Annotated in this window: 21 protein-coding genes; 11 read left to right on the top strand and 10 right to left on the bottom strand. The window is 67.9% G+C overall.

The window, feature by feature from the left end:
- Nucleotides 1-38: 38 nt before the first annotated feature.
- Nucleotides 39-467, top strand: a complete 429-nt coding sequence (locus tag D8896_RS15920; RefSeq protein WP_121823105.1) for a zinc ribbon domain-containing protein — start codon at nucleotides 39-41, stop codon at nucleotides 465-467.
- 4 nt (nucleotides 468-471) lie between these two features.
- Here D8896_RS15920 and D8896_RS15915 read toward each other — a convergent pair whose 3' ends face one another.
- Entirely contained in the window at nucleotides 472-1,068 is a 597-nt protein-coding gene (locus D8896_RS15915) for a TetR family transcriptional regulator C-terminal domain-containing protein (RefSeq protein WP_121823104.1), read from the bottom strand.
- A 157-nt stretch (nucleotides 1,069-1,225) separates the two neighbouring features.
- Here D8896_RS15915 and D8896_RS15910 point away from each other — a divergent pair, with 157 nt between their 5' ends.
- Both D8896_RS15910 and D8896_RS15905 read left to right on the top strand, forming a co-directional pair.
- Entirely contained in the window at nucleotides 1,226-2,662 is a 1,437-nt protein-coding gene (locus tag D8896_RS15910) for an MATE family efflux transporter (protein ID WP_121823103.1), read from the top strand.
- 3 nt (nucleotides 2,663-2,665) lie between these two features.
- Entirely contained in the window at nucleotides 2,666-3,448 is a 783-nt protein-coding gene (locus D8896_RS15905) for a polyprenyl synthetase family protein (protein ID WP_121823102.1), read from the top strand.
- A gap of 197 nt (nucleotides 3,449-3,645) precedes the next feature.
- Here D8896_RS15905 and D8896_RS15900 read toward each other — a convergent pair whose 3' ends face one another.
- Nucleotides 3,646-3,972: a NifU family protein gene (locus D8896_RS15900; RefSeq protein ID WP_121823101.1), complete on the bottom strand. Its 327-nt coding sequence runs from the start codon at nucleotides 3,970-3,972 to the stop codon at nucleotides 3,646-3,648.
- Between the two features lie 842 nt (nucleotides 3,973-4,814).
- On the opposite strand from D8896_RS15900, the gene D8896_RS15895 reads away from it, so the two are divergent.
- The 3 genes from D8896_RS15895 (at nucleotide 4,815) to D8896_RS19540 (ending at nucleotide 6,672) form a co-directional block, all read left to right on the top strand.
- A complete protein-coding gene (locus D8896_RS15895) occupies nucleotides 4,815-5,933 on the top strand; it encodes a tyrosine-type recombinase/integrase (RefSeq protein WP_121823100.1) in 1,119 nt (372 codons plus the stop codon).
- Between the two features lie 72 nt (nucleotides 5,934-6,005).
- Nucleotides 6,006-6,431, top strand: coding sequence for a universal stress protein (locus D8896_RS15890; RefSeq protein WP_121823099.1), 426 nt, complete (start codon nucleotides 6,006-6,008; stop codon nucleotides 6,429-6,431).
- A gap of 76 nt (nucleotides 6,432-6,507) precedes the next feature.
- Entirely contained in the window at nucleotides 6,508-6,672 is a 165-nt protein-coding gene (locus D8896_RS19540; protein ID WP_162991602.1) for a hypothetical protein, read from the top strand.
- Nucleotides 6,673-6,679: 7 nt separating this feature from the next.
- On the opposite strand, the gene D8896_RS15885 is transcribed toward D8896_RS19540, so the two are convergent.
- The 5 genes from D8896_RS15885 to D8896_RS15865 form a co-directional block, all read right to left on the bottom strand.
- Nucleotides 6,680-7,444: a sensor domain-containing protein gene (locus tag D8896_RS15885; RefSeq protein ID WP_121823098.1), complete on the bottom strand. Its 765-nt coding sequence runs from the start codon at nucleotides 7,442-7,444 to the stop codon at nucleotides 6,680-6,682.
- A gap of 96 nt (nucleotides 7,445-7,540) precedes the next feature.
- On the bottom strand, nucleotides 7,541-7,915 hold the full coding sequence (locus tag D8896_RS15880) for a CBS domain-containing protein (protein WP_121823097.1): 375 nt from the start codon (nucleotides 7,913-7,915) through the stop codon (nucleotides 7,541-7,543).
- A gap of 47 nt (nucleotides 7,916-7,962) precedes the next feature.
- Nucleotides 7,963-8,790 (bottom strand): ZIP family metal transporter, encoded by an 828-nt coding sequence (locus D8896_RS15875; RefSeq protein WP_205596854.1) that lies wholly within the window; start codon nucleotides 8,788-8,790, stop codon nucleotides 7,963-7,965.
- Nucleotides 8,791-8,885: 95 nt separating this feature from the next.
- Nucleotides 8,886-9,269 (bottom strand): cupin domain-containing protein, encoded by a 384-nt coding sequence (locus tag D8896_RS15870; RefSeq protein WP_121823095.1) that lies wholly within the window; start codon nucleotides 9,267-9,269, stop codon nucleotides 8,886-8,888.
- Nucleotides 9,266-9,520, bottom strand: coding sequence for a hypothetical protein (locus D8896_RS15865; protein WP_121823094.1), 255 nt, complete (start codon nucleotides 9,518-9,520; stop codon nucleotides 9,266-9,268). Before D8896_RS15865 ends, D8896_RS15870 begins: the two co-directional genes overlap by 4 nt.
- A gap of 304 nt (nucleotides 9,521-9,824) precedes the next feature.
- Here D8896_RS15865 and D8896_RS15860 point away from each other — a divergent pair, with 304 nt between their 5' ends.
- A complete protein-coding gene (locus D8896_RS15860) occupies nucleotides 9,825-10,982 on the top strand; it encodes a glutathione-independent formaldehyde dehydrogenase (protein WP_121823093.1) in 1,158 nt (385 codons plus the stop codon).
- 66 nt (nucleotides 10,983-11,048) lie between these two features.
- A complete protein-coding gene (locus D8896_RS19535) occupies nucleotides 11,049-11,207 on the top strand; it encodes a hypothetical protein (RefSeq protein WP_162991601.1) in 159 nt (52 codons plus the stop codon).
- Between the two features lie 19 nt (nucleotides 11,208-11,226).
- Here the strand turns inward: D8896_RS19535 and D8896_RS15855 are convergent, their stop codons facing one another.
- A complete protein-coding gene (locus D8896_RS15855; protein ID WP_121823092.1) occupies nucleotides 11,227-12,345 on the bottom strand; it encodes a CobW family GTP-binding protein in 1,119 nt (372 codons plus the stop codon).
- A gap of 135 nt (nucleotides 12,346-12,480) precedes the next feature.
- Here D8896_RS15855 and D8896_RS15850 point away from each other — a divergent pair, with 135 nt between their 5' ends.
- A complete protein-coding gene (locus tag D8896_RS15850; protein ID WP_121823091.1) occupies nucleotides 12,481-13,329 on the top strand; it encodes a thioesterase family protein in 849 nt (282 codons plus the stop codon).
- 8 nt (nucleotides 13,330-13,337) lie between these two features.
- Here the strand turns inward: D8896_RS15850 and D8896_RS15845 are convergent, their stop codons facing one another.
- Nucleotides 13,338-14,984 carry a hydantoinase B/oxoprolinase family protein gene (locus tag D8896_RS15845; RefSeq protein ID WP_121823090.1) on the bottom strand — a complete coding sequence of 549 codons (1,647 nt, stop codon included), beginning with the start codon at nucleotides 14,982-14,984 and terminating at the stop codon, nucleotides 13,338-13,340.
- Nucleotides 14,981-16,990, bottom strand: a complete 2,010-nt coding sequence (locus D8896_RS15840; protein ID WP_205596853.1) for a hydantoinase/oxoprolinase family protein — start codon at nucleotides 16,988-16,990, stop codon at nucleotides 14,981-14,983. Before D8896_RS15840 ends, D8896_RS15845 begins: the two co-directional genes overlap by 4 nt.
- Nucleotides 16,991-17,238: 248 nt before the next feature.
- On the opposite strand from D8896_RS15840, the gene D8896_RS15835 reads away from it, so the two are divergent.
- Together D8896_RS15835 and D8896_RS15830 are read left to right on the top strand one after the other, a co-directional pair.
- Nucleotides 17,239-17,499, top strand: a complete 261-nt coding sequence (locus D8896_RS15835; RefSeq protein WP_121823088.1) for an AbrB/MazE/SpoVT family DNA-binding domain-containing protein — start codon at nucleotides 17,239-17,241, stop codon at nucleotides 17,497-17,499.
- A 2-nt stretch (nucleotides 17,500-17,501) separates the two neighbouring features.
- A complete protein-coding gene (locus D8896_RS15830) occupies nucleotides 17,502-17,903 on the top strand; it encodes a PIN domain-containing protein (RefSeq protein WP_121823087.1) in 402 nt (133 codons plus the stop codon).
- Nucleotides 17,904-17,941: the final 38 nt, after the last annotated feature.

Genomic DNA, 17,941 nt, shown 5'->3' with positions numbered 1-17,941 from the left:
GGGAAGGCTTATGGCTAACTAACTGGTTAGTTGGATCCGTGTCCCGACCCATCTCGGACAAACGACCGTGGCTCGCGGCGCTGCTGGCGGCGTTCGTCACGGGGCTTGGCCACCTGTATCTCCGGCGGTGGCGGCGCGCCCTCGGGTGGCTACTCGTGCTGTTCGCCGTGACCGTCCTGTTCGTCGACCCGGCCACCGTCAACGCGTTCGCGACCGGCGGCTCCGTGGACCCGCTTGCGATCGCGCCGATCTACGTCGTCGGGGCGGTGAGCGTCATCGACGCCTACCTCCTCGCCCGGGCAGGGAACTTCGTCGCCCGGATAACCCCGAACGGGGACGGCGAGTTCACGCACTGCCCGAACTGCGGCAAGGAACTCGACGGTGACCTCGACTTCTGCCAGTGGTGTTCGACGGACCTGGCCGACGTCGAGGTGGCGACGCCGGCGGACGAGGGTTCCGAACGGTAGCCGGTCAGTTCTCCAGCAGGGTCGCCTCGACGTACTCGTCGGCTGTCTGTCTGGCTGTTTCGAGCGCCTCCATATCGTCGAAAACCACGGCACGGGTACGAGCGCCGTCGACAATTGTCATCAGTCCGCGCGTCACGTGGTCCGCGTCGGCGTCCGCGAACGCGCCCTCGTCGATCCCGTGGTTGATCACCGCCTTAAGCATGTAACGGATGTACTCGTCGTTCTGCCGGAATCGGTCGCTGAACGCCTCCTTGTACGGTGCCTGACTCCGCATCTCCAGTAACGCGACCGCGAGGTCCTGGTTCTCCTGTGGCTTGAGCAGCAACTCGTCGAGCAGGATGTCGAGTCGCTGCTCGGGGTCGGTCGTCTCGATCCCCTGAATCGAGTCGACGAACCGCTCCAGGAGGTAATCGAGGAACGTGGCGAGTAACTCCTCTTTCGTGTCGTAGTAGTAGTGTACCGCCGCGGTCGACTTCCCGTACTCCTCGGCGATCCGCTTGACCGTGAGGTCGGCGTACCCGTGGGTACGAAGTGCCCGGTAAGTCGCCTGCATTATCTCCTCGTTGGGCTCGGAGAACGTATGCTCCGATGGGTCGGCCATTACGTACCGCGTTCGTCCGTGACCGCATAACGGTTTTGACCCACGTTCGGACCGGGTTCCAAAGCCTTTTGACTAACTGGTTAGTAAGTCGGACAACTACCGCTATGACCGACCACGTAGCAACCGGCAGTCCGAACGTGACGGAGGCCCCAAGCTGATGGGGGTGCGGAGTCGTCTCGGCGCGCTGTTCAAAGGGCCCGAGGAGTTCGACCTCACGTCCGGCGGCATCGGGAAACCCCTCTTCTTCCTCTCGATGCCGATCGTCGTGACGAACCTGTTTCAGACGGCCTACAACCTCGCGGACACGTTCTGGCTGGGCCAGTACAGCACGGACGCGCTGGCGGCGATCAGCTTCGCGTTCCCGATGGTGTTCCTGCTCATCTCCCTGGGCATGGGTATATCGGTCGCCGGGAGCGTCCTCGTCGCCCAGTACACCGGGGCCGGCGAGGAGCGAGAGGCCGAGTACGCGGCCTCACAGACCGTAACGTTCGCCGTTACCGCGTCGGTGCTACTGGGCGGTATCGGCTACTTCCTCGTCGAGGACTTCCTCGGACTCATGGGCGCGTCCGACGACGTGTTGCCCCTCGCGTCGAGCTACATGGAGGTCATCTCGCTGGGACTGCTGTTCATGTTCGGGTTCGCGGTGTTCATCTCGCTCATGCGTGGCTACGGCGACACGATCACCCCGATGCTCGTCATGTTCGGGTCGGTCGTCCTCAACATCGTCCTCGACCCGTTCCTCATCTTCGGGTGGGGGCCGTTCCCGCGACTCGGCATCGAGGGTGCCGCCATCGCGACCGTGTTCTCGCGCGCGCTGGCGCTTTTCGTCGGGCTGGCGATCATGTTCCGGGGGACACGCGGCGTCGAGATCAACCTCCGTGACATGGCCCCGGATTTCACCTACCTCCGCCGGCTCCTCCGCATCGGGCTGCCGGCGTCGGTCGAGGGAACTGGACGGGCGCTGTCGATGAACCTGCTCCTGTTCATCGTCGCGCTGTTCCCGGACGCGGTCGTCGCCGCCTACGGTATCGGAACGCGCGTGTTCTCGGTCGTCTTCCTGCCGGCGATCGCCGTCGCCCGCGGCGTCGAGACGATGACGGGGCAGAACATCGGCGCGGCCAAGCCCGACCGTGCCGATCGGGCGGCCGGGCTCGCGGCGACGGTCCTCTTTGCCGTCCTCACGGGCGCGGGAGTCCTCGTCTGGCTGCTCGCCGCGCCGATCGCCGACGTGTTCACGACCGACCCCGCGGTCGTCGACATCGCCGCCGGCTTCCTGCGCTACGTCGCGCTGACGTTCGGGTTCATCGGCATCATGCGCGCGTACACCGGAAGCTTCCGCGGAGCGGGCAAGACGCTCACTGCCGCCGCCATCTCCGTGTTGATGCTCGGGCTCGTCCGGTTCCCGATCGCCTGGGTCGCCGCCGGCGAGATCGGCGAGACCGGCATCTGGCTGTCGTTCGCGGTGTCGAACGTCGTCGGGGCGGCGGTCGCCTACGCGTGGTATCGGCGCGGGACGTGGCGCGAGGGCGACCTCACCGAGTCCAGGGTCGACCTCGACGACCCGAGCACGTCGACCTCGGCAGGTGGTGACTGAGCGATGGACCCGCAGGCCAACGACCGGTGTGTGAAGGTCGACGACCTGATCGGGAACCTGCTTGACGGGAAGGATGGAAGCGCGATGGCGGTTGCCCGCGAGGCAGTTCGAGCGGCCGATGACGAATGGTACGGCCGGTTCGTGGCGGTGACGTACGAGTCGGTCGTGGGTACGACCGACCCCGACATGGTGGTCCCTGCGGGGGCAGCGATCGAACTCCTCCGGGGCTACTGCCGGCTCCGATGTGAACTGCTCGGAGACATCGCCGCTGATCCCGGTCGTTCCCCCTCATGGGACCCGACGACGGCGCTACTGGCCGGCGATTATCTCTCAACGTCGGCGTACGCAGCCCTGGGTTCGCCCGACCACGTGGCCCTCGGCGACTGCTTCCGTGCACTCACCGCGGCGATCGAAGGGATCACTGATGCGTTCTACGCCGAACACGCGCAGGCGTCGGCCGACCCGAACAGACCGCTTCCTGACCGGCTGGCGGGCAGTCTCGGTGCGTGTGCTGCTGTCATCGGTGCGACACTGGCCGGCGTCGACGCGGATCGGCACGATGCCATCGCGGAGTTCGGCGAGGGGCTTGCCGCCGCCAGACTGCTCCAGTCCGCCCTCGACCCCGACGCTACCGGGTTTCCACACGTCCGGTTCGAAGCCGAGGACCGGCGGCTCCGCCAGCGTGCCCAGCGCCGACGGGCGGACGCTGAACTCGCGGTCCGAAAGCTTCCGACGAGCGTCGACTCGACGGTCCTCCGAACGTTCCACGAGACCTCGCTTTCGTGACTGTTCCAGTTCGAATCCGGTGAACGTGGGGTCGGACTCCGGACTCGTGCTATTGCCGCCAGTTCGGAGACGCTCTTGACCTCCTCCCACGGCTAAAGCCGTGGCTTTCGCCTCGCTACCGCTGTAAAAACAGATCCCGACCTGCGACGCCTATCGAGACGCCGGTGGATGCGACGCTCGACGACGACACCCGTCAGTTAGAACGGGGGATTGTAATCCTCGTACTCGTCCATGTCCTCCATGTCCTCGGTTTTCGATGGCATCACCGCGGCGCTCGGGCCGCCCGAGCGAACGACCTCGACGTCTTCGAGGCCGTCGACGCTTTCGGGTAGACGGCGCTCGATGGCTTTCATCGTCATCGGGGCGATGCCACACCCGGAACACGCGCCGCCGATGGCGACGGTCGCAGTTCCGGCCGCTTCGTCGACGTCACGCACTTCGAAATTGCCGCCGTGTTGCTGGATCTGCGGAACGTTGTTGCTCAGGAAGTTTCGCGTCTGTCGTTCAAGCCCTTCTGCGCTCATTGCAGTTCAGCATATTCCCGCAAGTATCATAAAACTGTGGTATTAGGGGATCCTAAAAACTGGTGTTTAGGGGCTCCTAAAGAGCACTCATACGCGAATACCAGAACAGGTACTACCTCTATGATATTTTTCGTGTCGCCTAAAAACGGCACCCGCGATTTCGTCATCCTGTTTGTGGCCGCGGTGCGACGGGACTGCCTCTGCAAACACGCGAGACCGACCACGATGTTGCGTACCGGAGTATCAGGCGTGAAAAACGGGTCCAGACCGCAACACGTCTTCCCCGGATCCGCGCTACACAACTCGCTGACGATACGTATCGTGGGTCGGTCGGTGACGCTGGGTTCGGATATTTCTGATTTCTGTCCTGTGGTTCGCCAGTTTCCCGGATGTATCCGACCCACTGCCTGTCGAATCCGGGTTACGAACGCGACTGTTCACTGAGTTGTTCTATGAACGACCCGATCATCCCCTGTGATGTGGTGGATTCCGGGGGTATCGGTGAGCATCGAACGGATATCGTTGTCGGATCGGACGGGGAGGCGTATCAGCGTTCAGGGTATCCGACCGGTCTCGGGTACGACGCGCCGTTCTCGTTTTTGTACCGGGGGCGTGGACAATTTGGTATATCACTATGAACTTTATAAATCTGAAAAACCACGTTTCCCGCCGTAACAGACCCACATACGCCTTTTCTCTGTGGAATACATTTACTCGTGCTTAGTGAGGTAAGCACGAGTAAATATAAGGGCCCACCTGCCCTCGTCCGAAGCGAACACGATGCGATCGGAAGGATCACCGGATACCGGTGCGGAACCGACCGTTCTCGGAGGGGACTCCCCGTGACGCGGATCGACGCCGTGGTCGACGACTTCCTCGCGGACAAGGGAAAGGGTCGCGGCGGCGAATCGGGCAACTATCGGCGCGACGCTGCTCGCGAACTCGACCGGTTCGTGTCGTTTCTCGACGACGAGAACCGTCCGACCGAGTTCGATGACCTGTCGCCGTCGGACCTCCGGGCGTACGCCCGGCAGCTCGCCCGGCAGGGGTGGACAGCCGGCACCGTACGGACGTACTACGCCTACGTCTCGTCGTTCTGCGGCTGGGCGGTCCGCGAGGGCTTCCTCCCGGAGAACATCGCCCAGCGACGCGAGGCGACCGAGCCGCTACCGGCGGAGAACGGCCGAACGAGCGGAGACCAGCAGGCGTGGAGTCCCGCGGACCGACGGGCGCTCACGTCGTTCGTCGATGAGCGCGTCCGGGAAGCATTCGCCGGCGAGGACTCCCGCGCCGCCATCGCGGCCTGTCGAGACCGCGCGCTCGTCTACCTCCTGTCGTACTCGGGGGTTCGTGGGGCCGAGGTGCTCGCCGACCGGAACGACGACCGGCGGGACGGGGTCCGCTGGCGCGATGTCGAACTCGACGACCGCTACCTGACGGTGTTCGCCAAGAAACAGCGGTTCGACGACCGCGGTCTCCCCGAACCGGTCGTAAACCCAATACGACGATATCGAACTGAACTCGACCCGCCGAGCGACGACTGGCCGGTGTTTCCGACGTTCCACCGGCCGACGCTGGCCGACCGGATCGAGACGGAACTCGCGGATCGCGGGTACGACGACGCGGCGATCGCCGACGCCCGAGCCGACCGAACGGTGTTCGAGACGTGCCTGGCGCTCGACGTGGCCCCGCCGTCGATCACGACGGACGCCGGACGCCGGATACTTCGTCGACTCTGTGACGAGGCCGACATCAACCTCGACGACGACAACGACTACCTCCAGCCCCACGGCGCGCGGCGCGGCGCGGGCGAGGTACTGGTCCGAACCTTCGGGCACGCTGCCGCGGCGCGGGCGCTCGACAACTCGGAGGAGATCGTCCGGGAACACTACTCCCACATCGAGGCCGGCGACATGGCCGACCGCATGACGGACGCGTTCGAGGAGATCGACGGGGAGTGACGGCGTCGGTCCCGCCGGTTGCTCATCGGTCGCGGAGCCAGATACTTGTCATCCCTCCGTGTAGGTCGATCCATGACGGATATTCTGGTCCCGATCGACGGGTCGCCGCTGTCGTACAGTGCGCTCGAATACGCGCTGGAGCACTTCCCCGACGACTCCGTGACGACGCTGTACGTCATCGACCCGGTCGAGGCGGCGTACCCGGCGAACGTCGAGACCGTGCCGATGGGCGAGGAGTGGTACGAGAGCGCCAAGGAACGGGCCGACGGGATCCACGACCGCGCCCGCGAGATCGCCGCGGAGTACGACGCCGAACTGACGACGCTCACGGAAGTCGACCGGCCCCGACACGCCATCATCTCCTACGTCGAGGAGCACGATCCCGAGGGCATCGTCATGGGGAGCCACGGTCGCGACGGGATAGAACGGCTCCTGCTCGGCAGCGTCGCGGAGTCGGTGATGCGACGGTCGGAAGTCCCGGTGACGGTCGTCCGCTGACACAGGCCGCTCGGTCTTTCGGGTGTCACCGATCCCCACGGTTCCGTTTTTTCCGCCTCCACGTGGTCCACAGCGTATGGCGCTACCGACCTGGAGCGAGTACTGGAACGAGATCGAACCCACGGCGGTGCTTCTCGTCGGGTTCGTGCTGTTCGTCGTTCCCGAACCGACGACGTCCGTGCTCGGCGCGGGGCTGCTGCTGTTCGGCGCGGCGTGGTGGTTCTACGAGTGGGGTCGCTGACCGTCGGTCAGATATCCCTGTCGACGACCGGGTTGACCGACGCCTCGCCGAGCATGAACTGCGCGTAGCGACCGGTGATCCAGGCGAAGGCGTTCGTGACGTTCATGGCGGCGAGCAGGAGACAACAGCCCAGCAGCGACATCAACAGCGCCTGCGGCAGGGTGGTCACTTCCCACGAGGTGATTGTCACCACCGTTTCGACGCCGATGAGCAGGCTATCCCAGGGGACGTACAGGGAGGGCGTCAACTGGACCGGCCCGTGCATGATGAGACCGACGTGGACGCCGGGCTGGTCGTAGAACAGCGGGACGGCCATCAGCGTGCCGCTGGTCACGAACAGCGTCAGCAGGAGGATAAACGAGAGGATCCCCACGACGAACTTGCTCGCGAGGTACAGCACGGCCTTCCACGTGTTCACCGAGAGGAACAGGCCCTTCGCGCGGGTCAGGACCCCTTCCTCGCGGAGCCACACTCGCTCGGGCGTGTCGATGTCCACGCCGAGCAGCACGCTCGCCAGTATCGATTCGAACCGGGCAGCGCCGACCGCACAGACCAGCACGAGCGCGGTCAACGGCACGCCGACGACGAGGACGATCATCGCCAGCGAGAGGGACAGCCCGACCGACAGCGCGATAAAGTACGCGAGCCCGAGCGGGAACGCAAGCGCCAGGTACAGCAGGTTCTTGTAGGTCTGCGCCCGGAACGGCACGCCGACGACGGACCGGACCGTCGGCCGCTTACCCCGGAGGTTGGAGGGGGTTCGGAGGGACATCAATCGTTTGACCTGACCGGGGCACAGCCAATAAACGTTAGGGAACGTCTCTACCGGCCGGATCTCTCGGGTCGGTGAAGTCGCCCCCGACGGCGGTCAGGACAGATGCGCGGTCACGTCTGTCGAGGAGATCATCCCAACGTAGTCGTCGTCGACGACCGGGAGGTGTTTGATCCCGTACGTGGTCATCATCGCGGCGACCTCCTCCATGTAGAGGTCCGGCGCGGCGGTCTCGACGTCGGTCGTCATCACGTCGCTCACCGCCAGTTCGGTCACGTCACGGCCGTCGGCGACGGCGTCCAGCACGTCCGTACTGCTGATGATGGCCCGTGGCGTCGTCGGCACGACCAGCGCGTTGATGTCCTTCTCGCGCATCCGCTGGGTGGCTTCCATCACCGTGGCGTCGGCGGGGATCGTCTCCAGCGGCGAGGACATCACGTCTTCGACGGTCGGTCTGTCGTCGGAACTCATACTCCCATGGACGCGTGTGAGGACCATGGAGCTTTCGACCGGACGCCCTACGCGAGCGCGATGTCCAGATAGAGCATCACGATCGTGCCGAGGATCGTACCCAGCGTGGCGACCCGCTCGTTGCCCCGCGTGTGGGTCTCGGGGACGATCTCGTCGCTGATGACGAACAGCATCGCGCCCGCAGCGAACCCCATCGCGTAGGGGAGCAGCGCGGACACCCGCTGGACGGCGAACGCGCCGAGCACGGCCAGCGGTATCTCGACGACGCCCGCGCGGATCCCTGCGACTGCCGCGTAGAACCGCCTGTCGAGCCCGGCGTTGACCGCGGCGACCGACACGGCGAACCCCTCCGGGATGTTCTGAATCCCGATCGCGAGCATGAGCGGGATGGCGGCGGCCGGGTCGCCGCTGCCGAAGCCGACGCCGACGGCGAGCCCTTCGGGCATGTTGTGGATGGTGATCGCCAGCACGAACAGCACGACGCCCGCGAGCCGTTTGTCGTCGACCGGGAGGCTCTCCGAGGGGTTCGCGGCGTCCGTCCGTCGCCGCCCGGTGACGAGATAGTGTGCGTGGGGGACGAGCACGTCGGACCGGTCAAGCGCCACCGCGCCGAGCGCGACGCCAAGCAGCACGGGGATCGGATCACCGCCCGAGTACGTCTCGATCCCGGGGATGATCAGGCTCGTGAAGCTGGCGGCGAGCATCACGCCCGCGGCGAAGCCGAGCACGCCGTCCAGTGACCGCTCGGAGGGGTTCCGCCAGACGAACACGAGCGACGCGCCGACGAGGTTCAGCGTCGCGATGAACAGGCCGCCGACGAACCCGTGGACGACCGGATCGCTGCCGAACAGCTCGACGAACTGCTCGGCTACCATCCGCGCCACCCGGGAGCGGTCATTGGTTGGGTCACCTGTCGACGCCCGGACTCTTGAAGCTACTCACGTCCCGGAACGCCCGCCGCGGAAACCGGTCACCCGTCGTCGAGCGGATCGAACTGTCCGGTCCGAAGTCCCTTCCGAACGGGGTCGTGCTCGGCGTCGGTCGGCGGCGGTGCCGTGACGAGCAGCGCCTCCAGCCGCTCGTCCGCGTCGGCTTTCACGCCGCGGTCAGCGTTCGCTGCGACGACGACAACGTCACCGGGGTCGACCCGGTGTTCGTCGTCCCCGTCCCGGACTATGCCCGTGCCGGACCGAACGTGGATCGCCACGTCGCTTGCCGGCGCGTGCACCGGAATGAACTGGCCCGGTTCGAAGTACCCGCAGACGATTTTCATCCGGTCGCTTTCGAACACCTGGACGGCGGAGAACTGGCCGTCGCCGTAGGTGCGTTCTGCGTCGAAGTCCGTCGCCGTCATGCGGACCCCTCTGTCCGGCAGACGTCACAGCCGATCGACCAGACGGCGATCAGCGCCACGACCACGGGGACGTGCGCGAGGACCAGCAGCGGAAACACGAGCCGACCGAGCCCCAGCGCGCTTCCGAGGGTTCGGACGGCAGTTCCGAACAGGGGCAGCGCCAGGAGCGCACCCAGGGTTATCGCACCCCGCACCGGCAGCGACTGGTCGTCGATCGCGTGGTGGAGGTGGTGGACGTGCTCGCGGATCATCGGCCGGTACCTCCCGTACTGGTGGCCGTCGATGCTAGTTCACGAGGTCTCAGCCCCAGTGAGTTTTTAGGCTTGCCTAAATACATACGGTTTGATCTGTCCGAGTGGTGATCAAAGTCCTTCTGTCGAACGTGTTCGTGTTAGCCCTCGAGGGAACCCCTGCGAGCCGGTGGCCGCCGACGGGTTCCCGAGCCGACGGGCCACCGGCGACCGTGGTATAACTGACCTGGTACTACCAAATTTACACAAACGATACTTATATTGTACGACCTACAGTTATACAGTGGTGTACTAACTAATGTCAATGGACGCCGTCGTTTATAAAGGCCCACATGAGGTAGCGGTCGAGGAAGTGGACGAACCGGAGATCGAACACCCGAACGACGTGCTGATCGACATCACGACGACGTGTATCTGTGGCTCCGACCTCCACATGTACGAGGGACGGACGGCCGCGGAGCCGGGGATCGTGTTCGGCCACGAGAACATGGGGATCGTCACGGAGGTCGGCGACGCCGTGACCTCGCTGGAGGAGGGCGACCGCGTCGTCGCCCCGTTCAACGTCGCCTGCGGGTTCTGCGAGAACTGCGAGGAGGGGTACACCGGCTTCTGTACGAACGTCAACCCCGGGTTCGCCGGCGGCGCGTACGGCTACGTCGCTATGGGCCCGTACAAGGGTGGACAGGCCGAGAAACTCCGGATCCCCTACGCCGACTTCAACGCGCTCCAGTTGCCCGAGGGCGACGAGCACGAGGACGCGTTCTCGCTGCTGGCGGACATCTTCCCGACGGGCTGGCACGGGACCGAACTCGCCAACCTCGAACCGGGCGACTCAGTCGCCATCTACGGCGCGGGACCGGTCGGCCTGATGGCCGCCTACAGCGCGAAGATCAAGGGCGCTGCGGAGATCTACGTCGTCGACCGCGTGCCGAGCCGACTCGACCTCGCCGAGGAACACTGCGACGCCACCGCGATCAACTTCGAGGAGGGCGACCCGGTCGATCAAATAAAGGACGCGCACGGTGGCGGGGTCGACAAGGGCGTCGACGCCGTCGGCTATCAGGCGATCGACCCGGACAAGGAGGCCGACGACGCCTACGACCCGGCCCGGGAGAACCCGGCAGTCGTCATCAACAACCTCATCCGGACCGTCAAGCCGACGGGCGAACTCGGCATCCCGGGGCTGTACGTCCCGGAAGACCCCGGCGCGCCCGACGAGATGGCCGCGCAGGGCCGCCTCGGGATCGACTTCGGCCTGCTGTTCGAGAAGGGGCAGGCGCTCGGCACCGGGCAGTGCAACGTCAAGGAGTACAACCGGGAGCTTCGGGACCTGATCATCGAGGGCCGCGCCGACCCCAGCTGGGTCGTCTCCCACCGCGTCGACCTCGACGAAGCGCCGGAGATGTACGAGGCGTTCGACGACCGCGAGGAGGGCGTCACGAAGGTCCTGCTGGAGCCCTGACCCGCCCGCGGAATCCTTTTTTCGGCGACACGACTAAACAGCCGGCCGTCGTAGGTTGCCCGTCCGATGTGCCAGTACTGTAGCTACCGATACCACGACGACTGGGCCAGACTGCTCGCCTACGACGACGTGTATCAGGCGGCGACGGGCGGCGACTCCGAGTCGACGTACGGGTTCCACGAGTCGTGGGACGAGGTCCGGGAGGACGTGGGCTACGGCGCGTAGCGGCACCGTTCTCGACTCCTCAGGACTCCCGCGGAAACGGGTCCTCGTCGTACGACGCCGACCGCTCCGCGTCCGTCGCGAGGCAGTCGTCGAGGGTGGCGGTCAGCGCGTCACGGTCCAATTCCCGACCGATGATCACGAGCCGCGTCGCCGGGTCGTCGCCGCCCCACTCGCCGATCGGGCCGGCCTGGACGGCGGGACCGGCCTGGCTGACCCCGAATACTTCGTCGGGGCGGCTCGCGACCCACGCGAACCCCTTCGCCCGGACCACGTCGCCGCGCCACTCGTCCAGCCACGCGTCGAACCGCTCCGGGTGGAACGGGCGGTCGCTCCGGTACACGACTGACTCGACGCCGTGGGCCGCGGCGGCCGGCTGTTCGCCGTGGTCGTGACCGTGCCCGTTGTCGTCGCCACCGTGGTCCCCGCTTTCCGCAAGCGCTTGCTTCCACCCTTGCCGTCGTCGTGCATCCTCAAAGTCGAACAGCCCGGTTCCGAGCACCTCGCCGGGATCCACCTCGGAGTAGGTCGTTCGGTGGAGCTTCGCCCGCGGCTGGAGTTCCCTGACCGCCGCCTCGACGGCGTCGAGTTCTTCGTCGGGCACCATGTCGCACTTGTTCAGCAGGAGTACGTCGCAGAACTCGATCTGGTCGACGAGCACCTCCGTCAGGGGGCGCTCCGGGTCCGGGGCAGCGTCTGGCAGCGACGCGTCCGGGTCGAACGCCTTCCAGAACCCGTAGGCGTCGACGACCGACACCGTCGTGTCGAGCCGGAGGCGGTCGGGGACCTCGTCGCCGTCCGCCCCCGTCAGCGTCCGCGCGATGGGGATCGGCTCGCTGATCCCGGACGCCTCGACGACGAGATAGTCGAACGACCGGGATTCCGCCAGCTCCGTGACCTCGGTGACGAGGTCGTCCTGCAGCCGACAGCAGATGCAGCCGTTCGAGAGGTCGACCACCCCTTCCTCCGTCTCGCCGTCTAACAGTTCCGCGTCGACGTTGACCTCGCCCATGTCGTTGACGACGACCGCGATCCGGCGGTCGCCGGGGTCGTTCAGCAGCCGGTTGACCAGTGTCGTCTTCCCCGCCCCCAGCGGCCCGCTGACCACCGTTATCGGGACCGCGTCGTCAGGTGCGCTCATGTCGGACGTTCACACGGTCCCCACGGTAATCAAACCCCGGCGTCGAGACGACGGGCCGATCTCCCGTCACGGCGACCGCCCGTCTCGTTTGCCGTTTCCTGTACTGTAGTAACCCCCGGTCCCGACCCCACGGACGTGCAAACGATCAGCGACCACCGAGTGAAGTTCGGCGAGTTCGCCGGGCCGCTCGTCCACGGCGCGACCTTCTTCGACTGGCAACTGCGCTCGACACAGGAGCTGGCCGCGGCGGTCGACTACCCGTTCGAGACGATCCTCGCGGACGACGGCATCCCGTACGCCCCCGTCGTCGTCAGCACCTCGGTCGACCGCTACCCCGCCATCGGCGACAGCGTCTCCGTCGAGACGGTGCCCCGTGAGGTCGGCGAGTCGAGCGTCGAACTGGTGTACGAGACCGTCGACGGCGACGGCGACCCGGTGTCGACGGCGCGGATGACCCATGTGACGATCGGGACCGACGGCTCCGCCCTCCCGCTGCCCGAGACTGCGCAGTCGGCACTGGACGACGCGTGCGTCGACCGCGACCCCGCGGTCGGACCCGACGACGCTGAAGGTGATTCGGCGGCCGACGACTACCCGTCGTTCTCGAAGTCGGTCCCGATCCGCAGTCCGCACATCGAGGGAGCCGAACTGGCCTACTTCGAGGAGTACCCGCGGTTCGCCGACGTGGCGATGGAGGAGTTCCTGACGGAGCAGGGCACCGGCCTCGCGGAACTGAACGACGAGAAGCGACCGTACAAGCTCCGTGACTGGCGCTGGGAGTTCCAGTCGCCCGTGCTGTTCGAGTCGACGCTGACCGTGGACTGCGACGTGGTCGACGTGACTCCGGAGCGGATCCGGGTCGCACACGAGCTGTCCAGCGGCGGCCGGACCAACATCGAGGGCGTCACCGAGTACGGCTGTTTCGACCGCGACGGGAACCCCGTGGCGTACGACGACGCGATGCTCGCGCCGTTCGAGTCGTAAGAAGCGACTTATCGGTCCTCGACGGTTCCGTCGGCGCGGTCCTGCGCTCGCGCGTCCGGGTCGCGGTCCGCCGGGTCGCCGTACCCGCCGCCGCCCGGCGTCCGCACCGTGACGGTCGTGCCGGCGGGGACCTCGCGCGTGCATTTCGCGGGCACCGCGTCGCCGCCGATGCGGTTCTCGCCGGTCGCGCCGTCCGCACCGCCGTCGACGCCGGCCGGCGCGTGCCGGCGGCGCTCGGTCAGCAGCGAGACGACCGCGTCCGTCTGGACCGTGACGGCCCGCTCCAGTCCGAGTCCGCCGCGGTGCTCGCCGTCGCCGCCGCTGTCCGGGCGGAGCGCGTACCGCTCGACGCGGAGGGGGTACTCCGTCTCGATCGACTCGACCGGCGTGTTGAGCGTGTTCGTCATTCCGACCTGCACGCCGTCCATCCCGTCGGCGTCCGGCCGCGCACCGAACCCGCCGCCGACCGTCTCGTAGTAGGTGAAGCCGTCCGCGCCGCGGCCGCCGACCACGAGGTTGTTCATCGTCCCCTGCCCGTCGGCCGGCAGTTCGCCGGGCATCGCCTCGCGGAACGCCGCGAGGGTCACGTCCGCGACGCGCTGGCTGGTCTCGACGTTGCCGCCGACGACGGCGGCCGGCGGCCGTGGGTTCAGCAGGCTCCCCTCCGGCGCGTCGACGGTCACCGGCTCGTAACAGCCGTGGTTCGGCGGGATCTCGGGGTCGGTCACCGCCCGGAGGACGAAGTAAACGGCGCTTCTCGTCACGGCGAGCGGCGCGTTCACGTTGCCCGGCACCTGGTCCGCGGTGTCCGCGAAGTCGGCCGCGACGGTCGGCCCGTCGACGGTGAGTTCGACCGCCACCGGCACGTCGTCGTCCGTCAGGCCGTCGCCCTCAAGTGCGTCGCGGGCGCGGTACGTGCCGTCCGGGATCGCGGCGAGTTCGTCCGCGACGCGCCGGCGGGAGTAGTCGATCACAGCGTCGAACGCCGCCGTCAGGCGGTCACGGCCGCGCTCGGCGAGCAGTTCGCCCACGCGCTCCTCGGCGCGGTCGGTGGCCGCCAGCTGCGCCCGGAGGTCGGCGCGGCGCTCGTCAGGGTTGCGGACGTTCGCCAGGAACAGGTCGCGCACGTCGTCGACGACCTCGCCGTCCGCCCGGAGCCTGACGGGCGGGAGCCGGAGGCCCTCCTGGTACACCTCGGTCGCGCCGGCGGGCATGCTCCCCGGCGCGGTCCCGCCCACGTCCGCGTGGTGGGCGCGGGTGGCGGCGTAGCCGACGATCCGGCCCTCTGGTGCGACGGGCGAGACGACGGTCACGTCCGGCAGGTGCGTGCCGCCGGCGAACGGGTCGTTCAGGACGAACGCGTCGCCGGGTGCCGGGTCGCGCTCGCGGACCGCGTCGACGGCCGCCGGCATCGCGCCGAGGTGAACCGGGATGTGCTCGGCCTGTGCCACCATCCGGCCGTCGGCGTCGAACAGCGCCGCCGAGCAGTCCTTGCGCTCCTTGATGTTGGGCGAGTACGCGCCCCGGATCAGCACCGACCCCATCTCCTCGGCGATCCCGGACAGCCGGTTCCGGAACACCTCCAGCGTCACCGGATCGACCCCGCCGTCGGCCGGATCGCCGTCGGAGTCTCCCCCGGGGCCGCCGTCGCTCACGGCGACCCCTCCGTGAGAACCACGGCCCCGTCCCCCCTGACCGTGCCGGCCCACCCCGGCGGCACGACAGTCGTGCTCTCCGGGCCGTCGAGGACGGCCGGCCCGTCCACCCGGTCGCCCGGGGCCAGCGCGCGCCGGTCGTACGCGGTCGCGTCGCGTGGCTCGCCGTCGAACCACGCCTCGCGGGTTCCCTGACGGGCGTCCCCGTCGCCCCCGTGGTCGGTCTCGGCGACGCCTCGCTCGATCCGGGCGGTCGCCCGGAGCGTGACGGCCTCGACCGGTTCGTCGACGCTGTAGCCGTACGCCCGCTCGTGGGCGGCGTGGAACCGCTCCCTGACCGTTGCTGGGTCGAACCCGCCATCGACCGTGACTTCGAGCTCGAAGCTCTGGCCGGCGTACCGGCAGTCGACCGCCCGCTCGACGGTCGCGGCGTCCGGGTCGGTCGCCTCGGCCAGCGCCTCGTCGGCCAGGGCGGCGAACGCGTCGTCCATCGCCGTCGGGTCGGCGTCGGCGAGTCGGACCAGCCGGGTACGCACTGCGTCGTGCTCCTCGTCGGCATCGAGCAGGCCGTACGCCGAGAGGACGCCGGATGGCAGGGGGACGACGACGGGGTCGATGTCCAGCGCGGCAGCCAGCGCCGCGGCGTGCATCGGTCCCGCGCCGCCGAACGCCACGAGGCCGAACTCGCGCGGGTCGATCCCGCGCTCGACGGTCACCTCGCGGATCGCCCGCGTCATCGTCGCGTTCGCCACGCGGTAGACGCCGCGGGCCGCCGCTATCGCGCCGTCCAGCCCCGCCTCGTCGGCGAGGTCGGCGAGCGCGTCGCGGGCGGCCGCGGCGTCGAGTTCGAGTTCGCCCCCGAGCGCCGCCGTCGGGTCGACGTAGCCGAGGACGACCGCGGCGTCCGTGACGGTGGTGCGCTCGCCGCCCCGGCCGTAGCATGCCGGCCCGGGGTCGGCTCCGGCGGACTCCGGGCCGACCCGGAGCGCGCCGCCCGCGTCGACCCACGCGACGCTCCCGCCGCCGGAGCCGACCGTGTGCACGTCGACCATCCGCGTCCGGACCGGGATGCCGTCCACGTCCGCGTCCGCGGTGCGCTCCGCCCGCCCGTCGCGGACGAGGCTCACGTCGCTCGACGTGCCGCCCATGTCGAACGTGACGAGGCCGGCGAGGTCGTGGTCGTCCCGGACCGGCTCGCCCACACGGTTCGCGCCGACGACGCCCGCCGCCGGCCCCGAGAGCACCGTTCCGACCGGGCGGTTCCGGACGGCCTCGGCGGTTGCGACCCCGCCGTTGGACTGCATGACGCGGGGCGACGGAACACCCTCATCGGCCGCGCGCTCGACGAGGCTGCCGAGGTAGGCGTCGACGAGCGGCGCGACGTACGCGTCGACGGCCGTCGTCGCCGTGCGCTCGAACTCCCGGAACTCGGCGAGCACCTCGTGAGACGCCGACACCGGCACGTCGAGTTCGTCGCGCAGCACCGCGGCCGCGCGGCGCTCGTTTTCGGGGTGGGCGTAGGCGTGGAGGAACGCCACCGCCACGCTCTCGACGCCGGCGGCTCGTAGCTCGGCGGCCACCTCGCGCAGTTCGCTCTCGTCGACGGCCGTCTCGACGCCGTCCGGCGTCGTCCGTTCGGTCACCTCGTAGCGCCGTCGCCGCGGGACGAGGGGGGCCGGCTTCTCGGCGTCGAGGTCGTACAGCGCCGGGCGGGCCTGCCGGCCGATCTCCAGCACGTCGCGGAACCCGTCCGTGGTGACGAGGCCGGTCGTCGCGCCGTCGCGTTCGAGCAGGGCGTTGACCGAGACGGTCGTGGCGTGGACGAACTCGCCGACCTCGCCGGGGTCGATCCCCGCCGTCCCGCAGGCCTTCCGGATCCCCTCGATCACGCCGACGCTCCCGTTCTCGGTCGTGGGCACTTTCGCCGTCACGAGGTCGTCGTCCGTGACCAGTACCACGTCGGTGAACGTGCCGCCCACGTCGACGCCCACCCGAACGCCGCTCACGCGGCGGTCACCTCGTCGGTCGCGTCGCCCGGCCGTGTCGGAGTATCGGTTTCGAGCATCCTCTGTGTCTACAGTTCTCACGGCCCGGTTCGGGCAAAAGCGTTGCCGTGATCGAACGATCGGGTGTCGCCCCCGCCGTTCGCGCTGTCCAGTACCGCCCTGTCGGTGTAGCCGCCGGGCGCTCCGAGACAGGAAGTAGATCCAGTTTACGGGAAGAATTTAGTATCCTCACGTACTACGCCCGTTCGATGTCGAAGTCGACCGACAAACGGGGGCGGATCTACCTGCCGAAGGAGGTCCGAGAGCGGTTCGGTGACCGGTATCGGATCGTCGAACTGCCGAGCCACGTCGCGCTGTTTCCGGTCGACCCGGACCCGCTCACGGGGGTTCGGGAAGCCGTCGGCGACGCCTTTGCGGGCGCGGACCCGGACGAGTTGAAGGCCGACGCGCGAGCCGCCGTCGCGAGGGACGCCGCCGCGGATGCCGACGACGGGGAGCGGGAGGAGTGACCGTGTACGTTGAGACCGACTTCCTCACTGCCCTGGTGAAAGACGACGACTGGCTCCGCGAGGCCGCCGTCCGGGCGCTGGAGGAGCGCGACGACATCCACACCTCACTGCTGGCGTATGCAGAGCTGCTCGTGCTGTTCTACGACCGCGACGACGGGGCGTACGAGATCGACGCGCCGCGGGCGGTCACGAACCTCCTCGAACTCGTGCCGATCGTCCCCGAACACCACGAGGACGCCGTGCTCGCCGCCGCGGCGTTCATCGAGGAGGACGATCTGACGCCGTTCGATGCCGTTCATGCCGGTATCGCAGCGACTCGGGACGAACGCGTCCTCACGACCGAGACGGACTACGAGTCGGTCGGGCTCGATCGGGTTCCGCTCGACGCCGACGGGACGGAGTGACGCGGCCCCGAGTGTCCCGGATTTTTATACCATCCGAC

This window comes from Halostella salina, assembly GCF_003675855.1.
In the GTDB taxonomy this organism is placed as follows: domain Archaea; phylum Halobacteriota; class Halobacteria; order Halobacteriales; family Natronoarchaeaceae; genus Halostella; species Halostella salina.
This window is presented reverse-complemented; position numbering and strand designations above follow the sequence as displayed.